This window comes from Marinobacter sp. es.042, assembly GCF_900188315.1.
In the GTDB taxonomy this organism is placed as follows: Bacteria; Pseudomonadota; Gammaproteobacteria; order Pseudomonadales; family Oleiphilaceae; genus Marinobacter.
The window spans coordinates 592444-613696 of sequence record NZ_LT897781.1 but is presented as its reverse complement, the minus strand read 5'-3'; the positions used below and the strand labels follow the sequence as shown (position 1 = coordinate 613696).

General features: G+C 48.8%; 21 protein-coding genes. All 21 read right to left on the bottom strand.

Going from position 1 to position 21253, the window contains the following annotated elements:
- Positions 1-18 precede the first annotated feature (18 nt).
- Positions 19-1962, bottom strand: coding sequence for a polysaccharide biosynthesis protein (locus CFB02_RS03000; protein WP_088556818.1), 1944 nt, complete (start codon positions 1960-1962; stop codon positions 19-21).
- Between the two features lie 59 nt (positions 1963-2021).
- Complete coding sequence (locus CFB02_RS02995; protein ID WP_088556817.1) at positions 2022-3188, bottom strand: nucleotide sugar dehydrogenase; 1167 nt, start codon at positions 3186-3188, stop codon at positions 2022-2024.
- 18 nt (positions 3189-3206) lie between these two features.
- Positions 3207-4382 carry a DegT/DnrJ/EryC1/StrS family aminotransferase gene (locus tag CFB02_RS02990; RefSeq protein ID WP_088556816.1) on the bottom strand — a complete coding sequence of 392 codons (1176 nt, stop codon included), beginning with the start codon at positions 4380-4382 and terminating at the stop codon, positions 3207-3209.
- An 18-nt stretch (positions 4383-4400) separates the two neighbouring features.
- Entirely contained in the window at positions 4401-5006 is a 606-nt protein-coding gene (locus tag CFB02_RS02985; RefSeq protein WP_319823079.1) for an acetyltransferase, read from the bottom strand.
- Positions 5007-5020: 14 nt separating this feature from the next.
- Positions 5021-5617 carry a sugar transferase gene (locus tag CFB02_RS02980; protein WP_088556814.1) on the bottom strand — a complete coding sequence of 199 codons (597 nt, stop codon included), beginning with the start codon at positions 5615-5617 and terminating at the stop codon, positions 5021-5023.
- Positions 5598-6821, bottom strand: a complete 1224-nt coding sequence (locus tag CFB02_RS02975; protein WP_088556813.1) for a glycosyltransferase family 4 protein — start codon at positions 6819-6821, stop codon at positions 5598-5600. The genes CFB02_RS02980 and CFB02_RS02975 overlap by 20 nt, the downstream gene beginning before the upstream one ends.
- Positions 6822-6836: 15 nt before the next feature.
- A complete protein-coding gene (locus CFB02_RS02970; RefSeq protein WP_157677784.1) occupies positions 6837-7598 on the bottom strand; it encodes a phytanoyl-CoA dioxygenase family protein in 762 nt (253 codons plus the stop codon).
- 4 nt (positions 7599-7602) lie between these two features.
- Positions 7603-8955, bottom strand: a complete 1353-nt coding sequence (locus CFB02_RS02965) for a hypothetical protein (protein ID WP_088556811.1) — start codon at positions 8953-8955, stop codon at positions 7603-7605.
- 11 nt (positions 8956-8966) lie between these two features.
- On the bottom strand, positions 8967-9710 hold the full coding sequence (locus tag CFB02_RS02960) for a glycosyltransferase (RefSeq protein WP_157677783.1): 744 nt from the start codon (positions 9708-9710) through the stop codon (positions 8967-8969).
- A gap of 364 nt (positions 9711-10074) precedes the next feature.
- Entirely contained in the window at positions 10075-11193 is a 1119-nt protein-coding gene (locus CFB02_RS02955) for a hypothetical protein (RefSeq protein WP_088556809.1), read from the bottom strand.
- 20 nt (positions 11194-11213) lie between these two features.
- On the bottom strand, positions 11214-12416 hold the full coding sequence (locus CFB02_RS02950) for an O-antigen ligase family protein (protein ID WP_088556808.1): 1203 nt from the start codon (positions 12414-12416) through the stop codon (positions 11214-11216).
- A gap of 13 nt (positions 12417-12429) precedes the next feature.
- Positions 12430-13488, bottom strand: a complete 1059-nt coding sequence (gene pseI / locus CFB02_RS02945) for a pseudaminic acid synthase (RefSeq protein WP_088556807.1) — start codon at positions 13486-13488, stop codon at positions 12430-12432.
- A gap of 3 nt (positions 13489-13491) precedes the next feature.
- The gene (gene pseH, locus CFB02_RS02940) at positions 13492-13980 is read right to left on the bottom strand and encodes a UDP-4-amino-4,6-dideoxy-N-acetyl-beta-L-altrosamine N-acetyltransferase (protein WP_088556806.1); all 489 of its coding nucleotides are present in this window, start codon (positions 13978-13980) and stop codon (positions 13492-13494) included.
- A gap of 20 nt (positions 13981-14000) precedes the next feature.
- Entirely contained in the window at positions 14001-15110 is a 1110-nt protein-coding gene (pseG, locus tag CFB02_RS02935) for a UDP-2,4-diacetamido-2,4,6-trideoxy-beta-L-altropyranose hydrolase (RefSeq protein WP_088559145.1), read from the bottom strand.
- Entirely contained in the window at positions 15101-15901 is an 801-nt protein-coding gene (locus tag CFB02_RS02930; protein WP_197694033.1) for an SDR family NAD(P)-dependent oxidoreductase, read from the bottom strand. The genes pseG and CFB02_RS02930 overlap by 10 nt, the downstream gene beginning before the upstream one ends.
- A complete protein-coding gene (locus tag CFB02_RS02925) occupies positions 15894-17525 on the bottom strand; it encodes an aldo/keto reductase (protein WP_088556805.1) in 1632 nt (543 codons plus the stop codon). Before CFB02_RS02925 ends, CFB02_RS02930 begins: the two co-directional genes overlap by 8 nt.
- Positions 17522-18679 (bottom strand): UDP-4-amino-4,6-dideoxy-N-acetyl-beta-L-altrosamine transaminase, encoded by a 1158-nt coding sequence (gene pseC, locus CFB02_RS02920; RefSeq protein WP_088556804.1) that lies wholly within the window; start codon positions 18677-18679, stop codon positions 17522-17524. The genes CFB02_RS02925 and pseC overlap by 4 nt, the downstream gene beginning before the upstream one ends.
- 2 nt (positions 18680-18681) lie before the next feature.
- Positions 18682-19680: a UDP-N-acetylglucosamine 4,6-dehydratase (inverting) gene (gene pseB, locus CFB02_RS02915; protein WP_088556803.1), complete on the bottom strand. Its 999-nt coding sequence runs from the start codon at positions 19678-19680 to the stop codon at positions 18682-18684.
- 3 nt (positions 19681-19683) lie between these two features.
- Positions 19684-20640, bottom strand: coding sequence for a Wzz/FepE/Etk N-terminal domain-containing protein (locus CFB02_RS02910; protein ID WP_088556802.1), 957 nt, complete (start codon positions 20638-20640; stop codon positions 19684-19686).
- Positions 20640-20834 (bottom strand): hypothetical protein, encoded by a 195-nt coding sequence (locus CFB02_RS18160; RefSeq protein WP_172835784.1) that lies wholly within the window; start codon positions 20832-20834, stop codon positions 20640-20642. Before CFB02_RS18160 ends, CFB02_RS02910 begins: the two co-directional genes overlap by 1 nt.
- Complete coding sequence (locus tag CFB02_RS18155; protein WP_172835783.1) at positions 20831-21244, bottom strand: capsule biosynthesis GfcC family protein; 414 nt, start codon at positions 21242-21244, stop codon at positions 20831-20833. Before CFB02_RS18155 ends, CFB02_RS18160 begins: the two co-directional genes overlap by 4 nt.
- Positions 21245-21253 lie beyond the last annotated feature (9 nt).

Below are 21253 nucleotides of genomic sequence, written 5' to 3'. Positions count from 1 at the left end.
TTTACCAAAAATTATAGCCTAGGCCAACGGCAACCGACGGACCTTGTCCTCATTCCTGCCTTCGCCAAGCCGCTCCCGATTGCCGTTGCACCAAACCAGATCCGCTACATCCCCATTATGCGCAAATCCTGTAGGTGCCGTTTTGAGGATCTTAATAATCTCACCGCAGTCAAATTCATGACTTGCCCGCATCAACCGATTTAACGTCTGCTCCACGTCATACCAAGCCATCGAGACCTCCCTGGCCATCATGATCCGCGGGTGAGCGGTACCCTGCGGGTTATCACCAATCAATAACTCTTCATAGAGCTTTTCGCCCGGCCGCAAGCCAGAGAAGACTATTTCGATGTCGCCGTCTGGTCGCTCGTCTGTTTTCTCCACCAAACCCATCAGGTGGATCATCTTTCGGGCCAAGTCGGCAATCTTCACAGGCTCGCCCATATCCAGAACGAAAACTTCTCCCCCCTGCCCCATACTGCCAGCCTGAAGGACCAACTGGCTGGCCTCCGGAATGGTCATAAAGTAACGGATAATATCCGGGTGAGTAACGGTAACTGGCCCCCCATCGCGAATCTGATCGCGGAAAAGCGGGACTACCGAACCGGAGGAGCCCAGCACATTCCCAAATCGAACCATGGAGAAAATAGTGTCTGACTGCCGCTGAGCCAGTCCCTGAAGCACGAGCTCAGCGAGCCGTTTGCTGGCGCCCATCACATTGGTGGGGCGCACGGCTTTGTCGGTAGAAATCAGCACAAAGCGCTTCACTCCAGCCGCGATAGCCGCTTCCGCAACATTGAAGGTGCCGAACACATTATTCTGAACACCTTCAATAATATTGTGCTCGACCAAAGGCACATGCTTGTAAGCCGCGGCGTGGTATACCGCCTCTATGCCAAAACTCCTCATCGCAGTCTCACAGCGCCTACGATGAGTAACACTACCCAACAATGGGTGGATCTCCACCCCAAGCGCCTCAATTTGATTGATCGCCTGAAGCTCACGCTCAATGGCGTAGAGAGAGAATTCGGACTGTTCGAACAGCACCAGCTTGGAGGGGCGGTGCTGAATAATCTGGCGACAGAGCTCCGAACCTATGGAGCCCCCGGCGCCGGTTACCATCACCGCCCGGTCATACAGGCTCCTGGCCACCTGAGCGTTGTCAGGCTGGACCGGATCACGCCCTAACAGATCCTCAATCTCCAGATCCCGGATATCGTTGATACGCGCCTGGCCAGCCACTAACTCAGACATCGTAGGAACGGTCTGGACCGGAATGGCCAGAGGCTCAAGCTTCTTGAGCAAACGCTTCCGATCAATGCCGGAATTAGCGTCCAGCGCCAACAACAACCTTTTTATACGGTGCTCCTGCACCGCCCGCTCGATATGGCTGATGTCGTAAACCGGAATACCATTAACCAATGCCCGATGATTGCCCTTGCGCAGAGTAATAAAAGCGCAGGGCTTGTACTCCGTGCCTTGAGCCAAAGCATTTGCTAATTGAAGGCCGGTTTCGCCGGCACCCACGATGGCAACGAACTGCTTGTTTCGGTGCTTCGGGCGGTGCACCAGCATCCGAACTGTCATACGAGTGCCACTTACGAAGATAAAAGCCAAAGCCCCATATATTACTGGCACCGAACGCGGCACCAACACTTCTAGCCAGTAACCAAGGAGGATTAGAGTGATGGCAGAAATGCACACACCGGAAAATACGGTGATAAATGCCCGGTCACTCAGATACCGGATAACAGCACGGTATAATCCCAGCCTTATAAAAGCCGCAATGGTAATCACAACCGTTAATGCGGAAACAATCAAATGGTCCCGGCTTGGCACCCATAGATGCTGTTCCAGCCTCAGCGAAAACGCCGCATATAATGCAAAAAACAGCACCAATACATCCACTGAAACGGATATCAGCCTCTTATGGAGTCGTGACAGATTCAAAAATCGTTCAAACATCGCGTCCCTTCTTCAAAAACGTCGTTCCACGCATGAAAACTGTGCTCGATCACAACAGATCAGTCGCTGCCAAACAAATCACGGGTGTAGACCTTCTCCTCAATATCCCAAAGGTTTTCGCTACGCCGGTTTGCAAGTACTACATCAGATATGGATTTGAATTCAGCAAGATCACGGACGACCCGTGAGTGAAAGAACTCCTCGGCATCAAGCTCAGGTTCGTAGATCACCACCTCAATCCCTTTGGCTTTGATTCGCTTCATGATGCCCTGAATGGCAGAGGCGCGAAAATTATCAGACCCGGCTTTCATCACCAGGCGGTAAACCCCGACAACTTCGGGCTTTTTCCGGAGGAGATCGTCTGCAATAAAGTCCTTGCGTGTACGATTCGCATCTACAATCGCCTTTATCAAATTATTAGGCACATCCTCGTAATTGGCCAACAACTGTTTGGTATCTTTTGGGAGACAGTAGCCCCCATAGCCGAATGAGGGGTTGTTGTAATGGTTACCGATGCGAGGATCCAACCCCACGCCATCGATAATCTGGCGCGTATCCAGGCCGTGGGTTGCTGCGTAGGTGTCCAGTTCGTTGAAATAAGCCACACGCATGGCGAGGTAGGTATTGGAAAACAGCTTAATCGCCTCGGCTTCGGTACTGTCCGTGAACAAGACCGGCGCATCCTGCTTAGCCGCTCCCTGCCTGAGCAATCCAGCAAACACCTCGGCTCGCTCAGACCTCTCACCCACAACAATCCTGGAGGGATACAGGTTGTCGTGAAGCGCCTTTCCTTCCCGCAGAAACTCTGGTGAGAAAAGAATATTCGTTGTTGAAAAGCGCTCGCAGATGTTTTTTGTGTACCCAACAGGAACCGTGGACTTGATCACCATCACTGCATCCGGATTGATGTCCAGCACATCCTGAACAACGGTCTCAACCGTTTTAGTGTTGAAGTAGTTCGTTTCCGGGTCGTAGTCCGTTGGCGTGGCAATCACTACATAATCGGCACCGAGGTATGCCAACTCAAGATCCAGAGTCGCAGTGAAGTCAAGCTTTTTGTTAGTCAGAAATTCACCGACCTGAGGGTCGACTATAGGGCTTCTGCCGTTGTTAAGCAGCTCTACTTTTTCCTTATCAATATCTAGAGCGACCACTTTATTGTGCTGGGCAAGCAGCATTGCGTTGGATAAACCAACATAACCTGTACCAGCAATAGCTATTTTCACCAAATACTCCTTAGAGCCTTATGCCGATGAACGTTGCATTACTTCAGTCAAAACGCGGCATGTTTTTTCAATTTCGGATTGGGTCAGCGTAGGGTGAACCAAAAACATCAAGCTTGTTTCCCCTAGCTCACGTGCTATTGGCAATCTTTCATCCGGTCGCCATCCAGTTCCATCAAAAGCTTTTTCAAGATAGACCTCAGAGCAAGAGCCAGAAAAGCATGGCACTCCCATTGCTACTATCTGCTCCTGAATGCGATCTCTATCCCAATCCTCGGCTAGGTTTTCAGGATCCACAAACACATAGCACTTATAAGCCGCATGTTCGACATCGCCTGGCACCGCCGGTACGCGAAGTCCTTGGAGTTGGCTAGCGGTTTTCCAGATTGCTTGGGCGTTACGTTGGCGGGCCGCCGTCCAATCCGGCATGCACTTCAACTGAATGCGCCCGATAACGCCCTGCATTTCTGTCATCCGCCAGTTGGTGCCGAAGCTCTCATGCAGCCAACGGAAACCTGGCGGGTGTTGGCGTTCGTAAACCGCATCCCAGCTTTTCCCATGGTCTTTGTATGCCCACATGCGTTTCCACAATTCCCGATTATTGGTGGTCACCATGCCGCCTTCTCCGCCCGTGGTCATAATCTTATCTTGGCAAAATGACCAGGCGGCGACGTCTCCTAGTGAGCCCATGGGGCGACCTTTATATTTGGCACCATGAGCCTGTGCACAGTCCTCAATAATCGAAATACCATATTTGCATGCCAAATCGTTCAGGCCGTCCATGTCGCAAGGCCAACCTGCGAGATGAACCGCTATGATTGCTTTCGTTCTCGAAGTAATCAGCCCAGATACTGTTTCTGCGGTAACGTTTTGTGAATCCTTGCAGACGTCGGCGAATACAGGGCTTGCCCCCGCCGTGACAATACTGGAAACCGAGGCAATAAAGGTCCTTGACGTTACGATCACCTCATCGCCTTGACCAACTCCAATGGCCATCAAAGCCAGATCCAGAGCAACCGTTCCGTTCGCAAGCGCTATTGCATAATTGACACCAGCAAACTCTGCAAATTCTTCCTCGAATTTTCTGCATTCATCGCCAGTCCAGTAATTTACCTTATTGCTGAGGAGAACTTGAGAGACAGCAGAGGCCTCTTCTTTGGAGAAAGATGGCCAAGGAGAGAAGGGAGTATTGAGCATTTAACTACCTGGTAAACATTAGGAATGAATCTGCCGGGCTGGCACGCCTACGACAGTGGCTCCGGGTGGAACATCTTTGACAATAGCAGCCCCCATACCCAGAGTGGAGCCATCGCCCACGGTAACACCTTGCCGGACAGAGGAACCCGCACCAACCCATACGAACGCTCCTAGCTGCACACCTCCTGACAAGACAGCGTTAGGGCTAATGTGCGCAAACTCACCCACCGTGCAATCGTGCTCCACCACCGCGCCGGTATTCACAATTATTCCGTCAGCTAGCGTTGAGCAGGGGTTAACTACGGAATTGGCGAGAACTACTACTCCCAAACCAATTTCTGACAATGAACTCACCACTGCAGAAGGATGAACGATATTAACGAGACGAGCCCCTACAGCTTGCAGCTCTCTATGTTTGCGGGACCTTGTTTTATTGTCGCCTATAGCGACAACCACGCCCTCGTATTGCTCGACACTACACAATAACGCGTTGCTGTCACCGCACACCCGCCAAGGTCCATTGAATTTGTAAGCAGGCCATCGATCGTCAAAGAAAGACACGTCATCCCAACCGCTGACCTCCGCAGCATCGGCAACAACTTTTCCGTGGCCACTGGCACCCAAAACGGCCAGCCGTCTCAATTCCGGTTCCCCTTGAACGGAGTAATTGTAGCCTCTCCGTCAGCACTGATACCGTCACGGATTAATACTTTCCTCACGGTCAGAATCAAGATTTTTAGATCTAGTGCAATGGACCTGTTGTCCACGTACCAAACATCCAACTCAAATTTTTTCTCCCACGAGATGGCATTCCTGCCATTAACCTGAGCCCAACCTGTAATACCCGGACGGACTTCGTGCCGTCGAAATTGCCGATTGCTGTAAAGCGGCAAATATTCCATTAAAAGAGGCCTCGGGCCGACAAGGCTCATATCCCCCACCAAGACGTTGAATAAGCTGGGCAATTCATCGAGACTCGTAGATCTAAGCAACTGCCCAAAAGGGGACAACCGTTCGCTGTCAGCGAGAAGCTCTCCATTCTCATCTCGAGCGTCGGTCATTGTCCTGAATTTATAAAGTTTAAAAGGCTTAGCATTCCTTCCCGGACGTACTTGACAAAAGAAGATCGGACTACCCACAAAAAGCCGCACTAAAAGAGCCAATAACATGATTAGAGGCGATAGAATCAGTATCCCGAGAACCGAAACCACCAGATCAATTGCTCTTTTTTGCATACGCCCTCTCGAGCACTTGAATGAGCTCATTTGCCAGTGCATCACGAGAAAATTTGGTTTTTGCTAATTCACTGGCCGCCACTCTCGCAGCATTGAGCTTAGCGGTGTTTCGCACGAGATCTTGGAGAATACTCGCGCCCTCTTCTGGCGATTCAGACGGCATCTCAACTCCAGCACCAGATTGACTAAGAATTTCGCTCTGCCAACCACCATAATTTATGGCCACCGGTTTCCCGGCAGCCAAACCATCGAAAAATTTATTGGCACTATTATTTTCCATAGCCTTAACGGGAATAAATAATGACGTACATACTGTCGCTGCACTCAATAGTGCCACTATTTGAGACTTAGCCATGGGGCCTTCCATGAAAAAGTTGTTATCAAGGACGCCATACTCGGTTGCAAGACTCCTCACATTTCTTTCGTTTACACCACGCCCCACCACCAGAAAACAAAGGTCGCTCTTGTTGTTTTTGGCTGCCTTAGCTACTTTGACCAAGTATTCGACATCATTAATGTGCCCTATTGTTCCGGCGTAGACTACTAAGGGCCGCTCGTTAATCCACGGGCGTTCTTGCCTAAACTGCAGGCCCTCAACATCAGCGACATTGAACATATCAATATCGCAACTGTTGGGAATGCATTTCACCCTCTCTACGGGAATACCGGTAGCTACTACCCCATCGCACATTCCTGGCGAGAGGCCAATTATGTAGTCTGAATTTCGATACGCCCACCGCTCTAGTTTCTTTGCAGCCCAAATACTTAAGGGAAAGCGTAAGGCACCCATGGCAATTGGAAGTTCTGGCCAAAGATCTCTAACCTCGAACACCAATGGGACATTGAGGGCTTTGCTGGCACTCACCCCCGGTATTGCAATTGTCAGGGGGGTGCTGGTTGCGAAAACCACATCCCCACCAATTTTTTTTGCCCTTCTTCCCGCCATAGATGCGAATTTAAAGAAAGCTTTGAGCCTATCACGGTAAGACATGTTGTTGTTGTACGGCACTGGTAGCCAATGTACGTTTATTCCATTAATCACCTCGTGACGCCAGGCTTTTCCTGGCACAGTGCCGTCAGTCGAGGAAGTAACCATGTGCACTTCGTGCCCTCTGGCGACCATGCGCCTGGCCAATTCATATGACCGCGTGCCGCCTCCCATTTCAGGAGTCACGAAATACTGATGAAGGTACAAGATTTTCACAGAAAACTCGCAATACTAATTGAATGTAGACATACCAGCTTGAAGGTATTGTTCAAATTTCGACCGGGGAGGCTCTTTTGTCCAAAAATAGAACGTGATTGCATATCGAGTGCCGTGTTCAATCGGCTTACCCCGATGGACCCCGCGAGTATCAACGTACAGAGCGTCACCAGCAGATCCGGTAACTGTTCTGAGCTGATCTTCAAGATGAACAATTTCGCCAGGTTTAAACCGAGTAGCCCCTGAGCCAGATATACCAAAATCCTTCATCTTTGAGCGAGTCAGGTGTGAGCGGGACAAATACTGAAATGGGCCGTTGAGTTCCGACACGTTATCCAGATATACAATTACTTTAAACTGATGACTAAAAGCCGAGTCTCGGTGCCATCCACCTCCAGAGCCGATATTTCCCGGCACTGCATCTAGACGGGCAGCTAGCGCAAAATACGACACTATTTTTTTTCCCAAGTAGGCCTCGCCAACTCTCCTAAGCTTATCAACATCAAATAATCTCGAAAACGACTCTGAGACCAATTCGAACCCATAGATCCGCTTGTCGCTGTTTAAGTCATCAGTCCAAACCTTCACTCCCCCGTCAATAACGTAGCGGTCAATTTCATCGCGCAGTTGCAAACAATCTTCCTGATCTAGTATGGAACCGACCAACTGAACACCTTCTAGACGCAACTCTCGAAGTGCTTGCCTTTGTGCAGGAGAACGGAACGAGCGAATGAAAAGATCCATGTCGCTTACAATATCTTTAACAACCATTTTCATGGAACTAAATCTCATAGGCATAGTGCACCCCAAGGTCGTCTTGAAACTTCAGCCGGGAGGGAGGGATTTCTACAACCTGCTCCTCCAAAGTGACCGCGCCACGGGCAATACCTTCAATCAGGCGAGCAGCTGAGTATGAGGGAAGCGGGGAACGGCCTGATTTATGCCAGTTCAACGCTGCTAAAGCCTCAACTGAGGCTGATTCCGGTGTCCCTTCAGCCAACATTTCAGTCAAATCAGAAATACTCCCAACCACTGACAGAAGCCCTGCCCTCTTGAGGCCATAGTAATCACCTTCATACCACTCTTCCAAAGTAACTGCTTTTCTGCCAGCCATAATGCCGTCGACATGCACCCCGGACAGCCCAGCAAAAACGACTTTCACCTTCCGCAATTGGTCGATGATATCGCTTTCTGGGCGGCAATAATGAAGACCAAACTGGCCAGCAAGCGACTCCATCATCTGATGCCTTCGAAGGTCAGCCGGGTGTGGTCGAATGAAGATTGGACGGTCCGGACTTAGCTTCGCTAGCTCAGAAATGATCCTGTGAACAAATTTTTCGCTATCAATAGAGTTGAAGCACACCAAAACGCCATTCCCAACCTGGTCAGATACAGATACAAACCGCTCGTATCGAATCGCACCTATAACCGCGCATCTCGTGGAGGACTGGGGATCGTAACGATATTTTTGATATTGATGCACACCGTCAAACAGTGCGAAGTCAAAGATAAGATCGGGGGGGTGCTCGCCCGTCGGCGCGTGAGGAATAAAGACCGTCTTTATGCCAAGGTCTTTTGCGGCATAAATCGCGGACCGCGACCAAACAACGTGATCGTTGGAAATTACCAGGACTTTACAGCTCGATCTTTTCAATATTCCCGTCCAGATTCGCACTGACGAGAAAGCAAGCAGATAACGGTCAATACGACACCTCATGGTCCACCGAACATACCTATCATCACAAGCCAGGTAAGCTAACAGAAATTTCGGAAGATGAATAAGAGACGAAAGATAAAACCAAAGCTCTGGTATATGTTCGTCAAGCGAAGTATTACCATTATAACCAATCACAGAAGCTGAACCGAGAGAACGCCGCACCGGGTCAAGGGCCTTAAAATTGTTCCTGGACCCCACAACAAAAACAACATCCGATTTAATAGCCGGATATTGACGATACTTAAATGACCCGATCAATTTCGCAAACAGCCTTAAAATGCCTTCTAGAGCACTTGGAAGTTTGCTCTTAGAGGTTTTCTCCAATTGACGCCACTTGGTAGAAGCCAGATCGTAATTCAATTTCGACGTGGTTTCGAAATAGTTCTCAGAACTACGCTTCAGAAAATTTTTTTGCATATTGGTTATGATTAAAAGACTTTTCTGGACTTAATGGACTGGGCCAAATTAACTAGCAAGGAGCGCATCCGTAGGGCAAATTCGAAGAACCTTAACTTCGAAGGCTCCACCTCAATTCCACAGAGCTTCAAAAAACCACAAAACTCATTAATATCCGTTATATCAGCATTTCCCGTATATTTGGCCCGTGGAAACTGAGGCGAAGTGTGCCCAGGAAGAACCATGGACAAATCCTGCAAGAACAGCTCATCTATTTCAGTTTGGTCCATACCGTATTCCCGCAGAAGGCTTCTCAGCTGAATTAACGTACGAGAACGAATCTCAGCATACTCCGCTGCGTTTTTTTCACTATCCACACCGGATTCCAAAACAGATCTTATTTGCGTTTCTAAATCGGAACTGGTGGAAAACCGAATAGAATTATCTTTATTACAGATATCTGTGGCGCCACCAACAAAATCTGAGTGCAAAGCAAGGTGGCAACCGCATGCCAAAGCTTCACCGAGACTTCTTGACTCCCCCTCGCGCCGGCACATGTGTACATAAATTTTAGATTGATTGAGAATTCCGGCAATATCACTTCTGGAAAGCGCGTACCCGGATTCGGTGTGCTTGGCATCAAAGAAGTCTAAATTCGACTTATCACCCAAAGACTCTTGATATTGACGGATCTCTGCAGGTAAACGCGAGTCAAATTTTACCGGATCAGCGTTATCAGGGTAGCTCAAGACAAAAGCAAATTTTTTGTCAGGCATCGCTTTCACTAGCTCAAAAAACTCTCTGGCTCTTTTGTTTCTGGAGTTATTGCAAATATATACACAGTCGTATCTCTTCGAATCCTTTTGGTTCAGAGAGAACTCTGATGGAAGCACATCCCTGCTACAAATATTTCTAAAGCACGCGCCGTTTCTTCTTATCTCTCCGAGATTAGACGGGGAAGTAATCAAACAATCCAACCATTTTGGGCAGTAAAATTTTTGATGATACCAGCCTATATGAAGAATTATCTTAAAGTTATCGGAGAGAGTTTTGAAACAACTTAAATTCAAACGTTCCGCCAACTGCAAAAAGGGGAGCTCTCTGTGAGAGATTAACACTATCCCTTTCTTTCCCTCGCTGTCAGCGCGCTTTAGCAATTGAGCCACTTTTAGACCTCTTCAAGGGATTTAAAACAATGTAATATATCGGAAAGAAAAAGCAAGATATTGCCAACGGCCAAAAATCTTCGAAATATCTTCCCAAAATAAACGCAAGAACAGCTATGCTACCGTACGAGACAACCAAACGATACCTTTCCTTCCCTCTCAAGAACGTAGCATGTAGTCCATAAATCTCTCTAACAGAGTACAGGGAAACGACTGGAACAAGGTAAACCCAGTCTACATTAAGCACGAAATAGCCGTATACCAAAAAAGGAAGACCGATCATCGCTTGATATAAAACAAAAGATCCGATACTCCTTTCTGCCAATGCAGACAAGCCTCTTTCATTGAACAGAAAGAATCTACCGGCAAGAATACTAGCGATGCCGAAAAAGACCAAAGCATCCGCGTACATGATACTCTGAATTTCAGTAGAGCTGGAACCTCCAAAATACGTGCCCAGAGCAAGAATGGAGACGCGTAAAGGAAAAGACGAAAACAAAAGAACTGGCCCCCTCGCAACCTCCCTCCACGACGTCAGTAAAGCCAACTTTGACTCGAGGGAACTGGACTGCCATTTTTTCAACAAAATTAGCAGTATTAAAAAATTAATAATTATAACCGAAATAACTACATAAAATTCCCCTAAAAAAATATAACAGCCCATTGCCAAAACTATTACCAATGAACAGAGACAACAATAGAGGGTCGCAAAGGCATAAGACCGAAGAGATATAGAAACATTGACAAAAATGAAGAAGACGTTATAAGCAGAACTCATTGCTAAACCCAACGCAAGCTCGTTGGAGAAAAACATCGATAGTGCTGAAATTAAAACTTGCATTAATGCATTGAGTAAAATTACATCCTTCACTAGCCTTGTCTTCTTTTCATAGACCAGCAAACGTACCAAAGTAGAAAAACCGAACGAAAAAAGAAAACTAAAAAATACAAAAATTGCTTGAATGGAGATTGCGCTTTTCAGCTCTTCGGGATAAAAGTAGCGCACAATAAGAATCAATGCCGACCAAAGTCCACCCAGTGCAATATGTGCAACAAAAGCCAATACCTTTCTATCTAAAATCCGAAGATTCATGCGTGAACCTTTATTGACGTTCAAGCTTGAACATTGCGCAGCGACTGAACCTCAACCGTATCGATCTTATTCATGCTAATTGACCTGCCCTTACCGGAAGGATAGAGAAGCGAAAAAATTATCACTTCATAATAAGATAGATATGACCCGAACATTGATCCAAACGTTGAAAATAACAACAAGGAAATAAAAACTAAGAAAGGCACTTTCCTTGCAATTGCGATCATAATAAGCAAATAGGGAATTAATAGAAATATCCCCCCCTTACTCAAAATATAAAGAAAGGTATTGTGTGCATTTGCCTCTCCATTTACCTTCTCAAACGCTTGAGAAACTCCGACACCGCCAAAAACAAAATTGTGCAACCAAAAATCCCAGGCTTGGCGCCAAATATCAAGCCTACCTGTCAGAATCACAGAAAAATCTAGCTCTCCACTAAAAATTGAAGAAAATTCATTATTTTTCAAAAAGATGGTTTCTAAATAATTATAGAAGAGTATTAAAACCAAAACAGCCGAAGTAACAGCAAAAAATTTATGAATCAACCCACGAGCGTAAAATAAATAAAATACAATAATCGATAATGATAAAACGCCCGCTCTGGAGAAGGTGACCAAACTCCCAGCCATTAAAATAGCAAGAAGTGCGGTGCTTGGCTTTCCTCCTTTCCCAATAAAAGCGCAAAGCGCGAAGATTATTTTTGCAGATAGTTGGGTTGAGGAATAGCCAAGACCTAAAACCTTCTCACTGTAAAGGCCATAGATATCCGAAGAGTTCAGGGATTCACGACCCACAAGCTGGGCATCAAAGAAATAGGGAGTTCCAGATATATACTGGCCAACTGCCAAAATGGACTCAAAAGCACATAGAATAAGAAAAACGTAAAGCACATCTTTACTCAAAAGCCCAGACGACACTACCATTATAGTTAATAAAGTCACACCTAACACTGGGTTTGAGCCAACTAAACTATGATCACTTTTCCAGAAAACGTAAATTATTGACAGTATGACATAGGCAGATAATAACGTTACTAATTCAAAAGGTAGCCTTTTAATTTTCAGGCCAGCCGAATTGGCGTTTATTACTAAGGAAACGACAAGAAATATTGAGAGAAGTGCAACTTCAACAAAATAACTGGCAAAGAACAGCGTTGAGGCATACAGGATTAGCGCAGGGAAAAATGCCCTCGTTTGAGTGCCTAAACCAACCGAGAATTGCACTATTGAAGCTTCCTTATTTCCCGGAGATCATGGAATTTTGAACTGCAGTCATTTCCTTAACATCAACATTAACCTTTTTTCCAATCAGCGTTTCTTTAAATTTGGGAGCCATTCCGAATCCTGGTCTAACGCTTCGGATACAATCTTCTGTAATCGTTTCTCCCTTTTTCATACTTCTTACAAAATACAACGAGCGTCTAAATTGAGCATTCCCCTGCTCACTTGATTTCCGCCCATAATCAACCTCTCCGACAGCTCGCCACGCAACCTTACTATCCCGACACAACGCGGCAAGCTCAGTTGGTTCCAGGGAGAAGCTATCGTCTGGCCCGCCGCCTTTGCGATCAAGGGTGAAGTGTTTTTCAATGATCGATGCACCAAGCACTACACTCGCGATTGCTGTGGTATTATCTAAGGTGTGATCCGAAAGGCCAGTTACCAAACCGAATCGTTCGATCATGTCTCGAATAGTTTCAAGGTTATAATCCTCTGCAGGAGCAGGGTATCCGCTCACACAGTGCAAGATTGCCAACTCTTCACAGCCGCCATCTCGAGCTGCATTGATAGCCTCTTCAATCTCCTCTGCGTCGGCCATACCCGTAGAAATAATCATAGGCTTGCCGGTCGCCGCAACGTATCGAATCAAAGGCAAGTCTACGGCCTCAAAGGACGCAATTTTATAAGCGGGAGCATTGAGATCCTCAAGGAGATCGACAGCAGATGTGTCGAATGGAGAACTAAAAATCGGTATGCCGATCTTTCGAGCATGATCAAACAATGGTTTATGCCAATCCCAAGGCATATGTGCTTCTTCATATAGCTCGTAGAGCGTTCGACCATCCCAAAGACCGCCTTTAATCCTGAATTCCTCTGCATCGGAATCCAACGTGATGGTATCTGGACGGTAAGTTTGCAGCTTAACAGCATCCGCACCTGCCTTCGCCGCTTCTTCGACAATATTCAGCGCGGTTTCCAGTTTTCCGTTGTGGTTGGCTGAAAGCTCAGCGATGACGTACGGCGGCTGATGATGGGAAATTTCCCGGCCGGCGATTGTGAGCTTGGGTTCGTTCATTGTTCAATCCTTAGGCTGTGCTTGCCATTCGCGATTCAGAAGACCAAAACACACGACATCGTGAAATTGGTTGCCATCAAAATGCTGATCACGCAGACGACCTTCCTCGATAAATCCCAATCGCTTATGAAAGGCAATCGAACGCATATTAAAACCGAGCGCTTGCCCACATACCTTGTGCAGACCTAGCTGAGCGAACGCATAGTTGAGTGCACCTCGGCCCAAATCCTCGCCGCTACCTTTCGGAGCGTCCGGCGACAAGTAAAACCCCCAGTCCGCCACTTCCGAGCAACGTGAACGGGTTATATTAACGAAACCTTGCGCTTCCCCATTTTTCTCATAGATAAGAAGTTCTATGGCTGGGTTTGTACTTGCATTAATGAACCACTTGCGATGTTCTTCCAGGCAAATCTCATGAGTAGTGTACATGTAGCGTCGCACTTCTGAATGATTGCGCCACTGCAAGATCCGCTCAAGGTCTTTCTCGGTCATTGGTCGAAGAGTCTGATACGTCACTGATCTCTACTGCCTGCCACATTCATTGCTTGAACAACTCGGGACACGCCCAAGCCATCAGTGATGGCGGCGGCCGCCTTACTCATCCGCTCGAGCCGGCTGGGATCGGAAAGTGCCGCCCATAAGGAACGAAAGGCTTCGTGAAGCTGCTTCGTGTCATCAATCTTTATTGCAGCGCCAGATGCTTCCAAGGCTGCTGCACCGGCTACCTGATTCTGAGCAAGGACTACCAGCACAGCCGGAAGCCCCAAACAACACCGCTCCCAGGATGTGCTACCTGCGGCCCCAATAGAAAGATCCGCCCAGCACATTCGCTCCGCCATATTGGTCACGTTCACATTTACCGCTACTTCGAATCGGGAATGCACTGCTTTATATCTAACTTCCTCAAGCGCGGGTGCAGAGGAGCTCAACACAATGTCCAGCTTCGCTGAGGAAGGTAACGAAGAGGATTCTAGCGCGGACAATACCTGGCTTGTAACGTTGGTTTGATCCACCCCACCCAGCGAAATTAGAATCCGGCGGCATTGCATCGCTTGCCGTCGCTCTAGAAATTCACCCCGAAGCTCATGGAACTCTGAGCGCAGTAACGCATAGTGCGGCCCGATTAGACGCAGGGTTTGTGAAGGTACCAGCCCATTATAGTCCCTATGAAAACGTCCGAGGTTCTGATCAAGCAATACTGCGCAGTCGTGCTCACGATCCGCTAGGTCGTCAATCACCATAATCTGTTCAGAATGCTCAGCTATTTCACGCTCCCAACGAACATCTAGTGCGTAGTGATCTACAACCACCCAAGATGCCTTTCTCCCTGCAAGCAGCTCCTGCGTTTCTTTGCTATCTTTTTCCCAGGAAACTCCCAACCACTCCGAATATTGGCTATCTCCGGTTTCGCCCGATTCACTACAGAGACCAACGTGATTCTTCAGCATGCATAACTCGAACCCCTTTCTCTGGATCAGTTCCCCTAAATGCCCCTCGTGATCGCGACAAATAAAAAGACAATGATGCCCCAGACCTGCAAGCTCGTCAGCGAGGGTCAGGCAGCGCATGACGTGGCCGGTACCAATTTGGACTGACGCGTCAGCGCGAAACGCTACCAGCACGTCCATCCTCCATCTACGACCAGATTGGCTCCATTCACAAAGCTTGAAGCATCAGAAATCAAAAATGATAAGGGCCCCTGGAGCTCGTCGGCCTGCCCAATTCTTCCCATGGGAACTTTGCCTGCCAAGGTTTCCACAAACTTGGGATTGGAGGCCTGTACAGAAGAGGAAGGAAAGGGCCCAGGGGAAACTGCATTCACCCTGATCCCCTCAGCGCCGAACTCACAAGCGGCATAACGTGTCCACTGAATGAGTGCAGCTTTCGCAGAACCGTAAAATGGGGGATTAACCGCGTGTTTGCCGGGATATATCCGGTGGTCCGGGCTGACTATTCCGTACATTGACCCAATGTTCACAACTGAGGCCGCGCCCGTTTCACTTACCGCAGTTCGCAGGCTGGGCAAAGCTTCGCGAAGCAACCTGTTCGCAGAGACCAGCGCAATCTCGTAGCTGTTTCGAAACTCCGTATCAGAAGATGTTTCTATCGAGCCAGCTCCGCCTGCGTAGGCGTTGTTAACGAGGCCATGCAATGGCATATCACCGATTTCTTCAAACCATGCCTGAACAGCCGCTTCATTATTGATATCGAACACAGCCGGCTCCGCAACCAAATCCGCAGCTCGCAACTCTTCAACAAGTCTCGAAACGCTTGAACGATCCCGGCCATTGACGAAGGTTCGAGCTCCCAGCTCTGACAATCCTAGAACCATTGCTCGCCCGAGATACCCAGTTGCACCTGTTACTAAAACGTTCTTACCTTCGAGGGATAGCTTTCTCTGCATATCAGGCATTGGTTTTTTCCCATTTAGCAGGATCAAGCGTTTCTGCTGGGACAGAGGGGCGGTTTTCTACCATTTCTCTTAATAGATCGGCCGGCCACTTGTCTTTTTCAACAATCTTCAGGTTTTGAAGCAGTTGGCTCTTCGTGTCCAGACCAAGCACAACTCCATCCGCCCACTCTTGAGAGATGGCAAAACGCAGGCATAACTCCACCACATCGCCATCGCAGTGCTGATTGGCCCTTTGGTGGAGCCAGGCGATCACCTTATTCGGGCTCTTACACTTGGCCCTCTTCCACAAGCCAGTCTGGGCTGTCGTCAACAAACCCTGCAAGAGTGCGCTGCGAACATGCACAGTCAGGCTGCGTTGCCTGCGCACTTCAGCGATCCGGGCGATCACTGATTCCCAGCGGAAATCCAGTATGTTGAAAGGCATCTGAAGAACCGAAACCGCATCATACTCGAGGGCGCTCATGGCCTCTTCAGGGGACTGCACCGAAACACCCAGCTTTTCGATGAGCCCGCTATTCTTGAGCTGATCCAGGTTAGCCAAGACGCCGCCGTTCCAAGCGGTCAAGTGTGAGGCTCTGTGTAGCATCAAAACATCAAGCCTTGACACACCCAGGGAGGTACAGGATTCGAATACGCTTCGTTCCACGAATGCCGCCACTACCTCGGGCGAGGCGTCATCTGGGCAGTCATCCATTGGTGACAGCTTGGTCATTACGGTCGCTCTGGAGCACCAACCTCCCGCTAGCGCACTTTTCAGTACTTTCTCACTCTTCCCATAGGCTCGAGCAGTATCAAGAAACTGGACACCATTGCGGATAGCGGTTTGCACCAGATCTGTTACCACATCCTGATGGGGCCGGCCGGTCTTGTTGGCAATACCGTAGTTCAAACCGAACTGTGCGGTGCCCAGAACAAGCCTGCTGGCCGCTCTGTGCGTCACAATGTCACCAGACTCACTCTTCAGCTTATCCAGAAGAGTCCCAAGAGGTGTTTCTTCCGGCACAGCCAGACTCCCAAATAATTGAGCAACCCTCAGATAGTCGTCCAGGGTGTCAACGGTACACCGATAGTGAGACATGCCAAGCGTGCGATACTTCTCAAAGGTGGAGCGGCCATATTTTTCAATAATCCACGGCGTAACATGTTCCCGGTCGAACGGAGACTCGGACTCTTCCTTGGCCTCCCTGAGATAGCCAACCCTGGTAATCTCCGCGCTTACGCCATAAGGAAGCCCGGATTTTTCACCACCACAGCCAAGATACGGTAGGTTTCTGGACTGAAAATCTGCAAGCATCTCATCAATGAATTCGCCGTCCGGGAACACATTGTCACCAGTCAGACGAACAACCACATGCTCATCATCGAGCTCTTCTGTGGAATCGACAAAACGTTTGAGGGTATTCGTCAAATCACCCCTGTAGTAGGAAATATTCCATCTCGACAGCACGTCACATAATAAATCGTCCGAAGCCTCACGAGAGGTCAAAACCGTAACCGGGTGGCCAGTATTACCAGCACGCAGCGCTGCCAGAACGATAAGAGGGATCCCGCCTACCGGTAGCAGGATTTTTGCTGGGAGACGCGATGAGTTTGTTCGCGCCTGCAAACACAACCTGACTTTCATACCAGCGACAGCTTCAGTGCTTCAATGACCTGGTCTTGCTGCTCACAGGTCATTCCTTGAAACATCGGCAGACTGATAGCTTCCCGGTAATATGACATGGCTTGTGGAAAATCATCAGCCTGGAAGCCCATTTCCTGATAATAAGGTTGGATATGGACTGGAATATAGTGCAGGTTGACTCCTATGCCGCACTGACGAAGCGATTCGAATACTTCTCGGTGAGATGCACGGATATCGTCCAGCTTCAATCGGATCACATACAAATGCAAACCGGAGTAACTGTCAGGGCGCTGCCAGGGTGTGATTACTGGAAAATCCGCCAACATGTCGTCGTAGCGCTGAGCAAGCTCGTGCCTGCGAGCCACAAAATCGTCAAGCCGATCCATCTGGCTGACACCCATTGCGGCCTGTAGCTCGGTCATGCGGTAATTGAATCCCAACTCGATTTGCTGGTAATACCAAGGACCGTCAGGTTCCTGAGTCATCAGGCCGGAATCTCGGGTAATTCCATGACTCCGGAGAAGATTCATACGGCTTGCCAGGTCATCATCATTGGTAAGCGCCATACCACCTTCGGCGGTGGTAATGATCTTTACCGGATGGAAACTGAAAACCGTGATGTCGCCGTAACGGTTGGCCCCGATGAATTCACCCTTGTATTTGCCTCCGATTGCGTGCGACGCATCCTCAATAATCCTGAATCCATAACGTTTACTAAGCTGATGAATCTCAGACATCGCACAGGGTTGACCACAAAGGTGAACGGCAACCACGACCTTCGGAAGTCGGCCTTCTTCTTCCGCCTTCTCAAGTTTGCGAGCCAATGCCTGGGGACAAAGATTGTAGGTTTTCGGGTCTATATCAATGAAATCGACCTTTGCTCCACAATAAAGAGCGCAATTGGCAGATGCCACGAACGTAACGGGCGATGTCCACAGCCAGTCACCCGGCCCCAACCCCAGACTCAGACAAGCAATGTGTAAGGCCGAGGTTGCACTGTTCACGGCCAACGCATGCTTGGCACCTACATGTTCAGCTACCTTTGATTCAAACTCCGGCACCTTCGGGCCTTGAGTCAGAAAGTCCGACCGGAGCACGTCAAGCACAGAGTCAATGTCGGCCTGAGTGATATCTTGCTTGCCGTAGGGAATCATTTTCAGATCTTTCCAATTTCGTTGTTATGACGATCAATCCAAGCCTGAAGTTCTTCTTCAGTCATCCATTCCGAATTATTGTCGCTTGAATAGACAAAGCCTTCGGGCACTCTCTTACCGTCCTTGATTCGGCTTTCGCATGTTCCCCAATCGTTAATGTTGGGCAAAATTTTAAAATGCTCGGGGTATTCATACGTGAAGTAGGAATCCTCGGCACCGATCATCTGTTCATGCAGTTTTTCACCCGGGCGAATTCCAACCACTTCCTGCTTTGCATCCGGAGCAACCACTTGCGCGAGGTCCGTTACCTTCATGGACGGTATCTTTTTGACATAAATCTCGCCACCCACCATGTCTTCGAATGCATGCCAGACCAACTCTACGCCTTGTTCCAGACTGATCATAAAGCGTGTCATGCGCGGGTCGGTTATAGGCAACACGCCTTTTTCTTTGATAGACATGAAGAAGGGTATCACCGAGCCGCGAGACCCCATGACGTTACCGTATCGCACCACAGAAAATTTGGTCTCATGTCCACCAGAATACGAGTTGCCAGCCACAAAGAGCTTGTCTGAGGCCAACTTGGTGGCACCGTAGAGATTGATAGGACTGCTGGCTTTATCAGTTGAGAGCGCAACGACGCCTTTAACGCCTTTATCAATAGCGGCATCTATCAGATTCATTGCGCCGTGAATGTTTGTTTTTACACACTCAAAAGGGTTGTACTCAGCGGTAGGTACGATCTTCGTGGCAGCTGCATGCACAACATAGTCAACGCCATCAAGTGCCCGATACAGGCGATCCCTGTCTCGAACATCGCCTATAAAGAAACGTAGACGGTCATCTCCTTGAAACAGCTTAGCCATTTCCCACTGTTTCATTTCATCCCGAGAAAACACTATTATTTTTTTGGGATTGTATTTTTCCAGCGTCAAAGGGATGAATTTATGGCCAAAAGAGCCAGTACCGCCGGTTACGAGAATAGTAGAGTTTTCCAACATGAGTTATTCGCCAGATAGTTCCTGTTGATTACTGGTTGTCCTGCCTGTTTTAAGCACAACACGAAAAAAGATAATTATAGTTGCCAACATCAGCCCCAACATCCCTGCCAAAAGAACGATTAAACCTCGCTTTGGGCCCGCCTTTTCCTGCGGCGCCAGGGGAGGATCTATCACTTTGAATACATACTCGCGCTGAGCATTGGCTAACATGATCGTTCGGGTTTCTTGCTCGATAAGCTGGTAAAAGACCTGCTGCATTCCCGCTATACTGGTCTCTTCAAGCTTCTCTTCAAGGTAGGCTACGCTCGATTCAGCATCACTGATATCCTGCGCCCGCATATGCTCGCTTATGTCTTCTAGAAGCCATCTGAGCCAGGCTGCGGCTGCGTTTGGTGAAAGGCCCGTAAGTGCAACGGTAATCATCCCGTTGTCTTTGTTCTCGCTTATCGTAAGTTGCTCACGAAACGCTTTCACCAGGTCCCAGGTTGATGGCGCAAGACTTTCTCCATTCTCGTCCAGAAGCCATTCGTTTCTCTCTGCGCTGTATAGTGCTCTATCGTAGACCCATTCTCCACCACCTGTATTCCAGCTCTTAGCCGCCATTAAAGGCACTGCTATCTCGTGACGAGTAATGAAGTCCCCAAGAAATGCACGGGATAGCATAACTTCCTTGGCAATGGTTGTTTTATTGGCGTCGCCCCCTCCGAGGGTGACCCCCGCAAGGCTTGCCAGGCCGCTAAGCTGGCCGGAAATTCTCGATCCATCTTCATTCTGCGCCGGGGCCAGAAGCGCAGTGGCCTGATACTCGTTTGGAAGCTTGAGCGCGTAGATCGCTCCCCCAACGATGCAGCTCACGGAAATTATCAGAATTATCCATTTTCCTTCCCAAAAGGCTGAAAAAAGTTCTCGAAGATCCATCTCTTCGCTGGGAAGGTCTCGGTTGTGGAGCACCTGATTCATCACAAATTCCCTACTGCAGCTGCGCCCAACGCCATCTGGTAGACGATTTGACTTACGTTGCTCCACAGTTCGAGTTGATTCAGACGGTCCACATCGATCGGCATGATGATCGCGTCTCCCGGTTCCAGTTGCTGGCTGCGGCCACCAAACCAGCGGCTTTTCTCGGGCAGCATTACGGAACCGTCTGCCTTCACAACGTAGGCTCTGCTGTCATCCGCCTGCCGGGTTGGGCCGCCGGAGCGTTCCAGTAATCATCCACACTCAAACCGGCCTGATGCAAATGATTGGTAGGAAACTGTACTTCCCCGAATACCGAAACCGACTGCGGTGTGTTCGGAATGCTCAGGGTGTCGCCATCCTGAAGGCGAATGCTCTGATACCCTTCATCCTGCATAACGGCAGCAAGGTCGATCACCATGCGACCTACAGGATGGCTGTTCTGAACGTCTTCCAACAAGCCCTGAACCTGCTGCACCCGCTGGGCGTTCTGCCCACCGAAGGTGTCGCCCTGGAGCTGGACACCCAGAAGGTAACCTTGCAGGCGTTCTTCAGCCTCTTGCAGGCGCTGAGCCTCCAACCGGCGAAGCTTCTGACCGGTGAACACGGCTCCTTT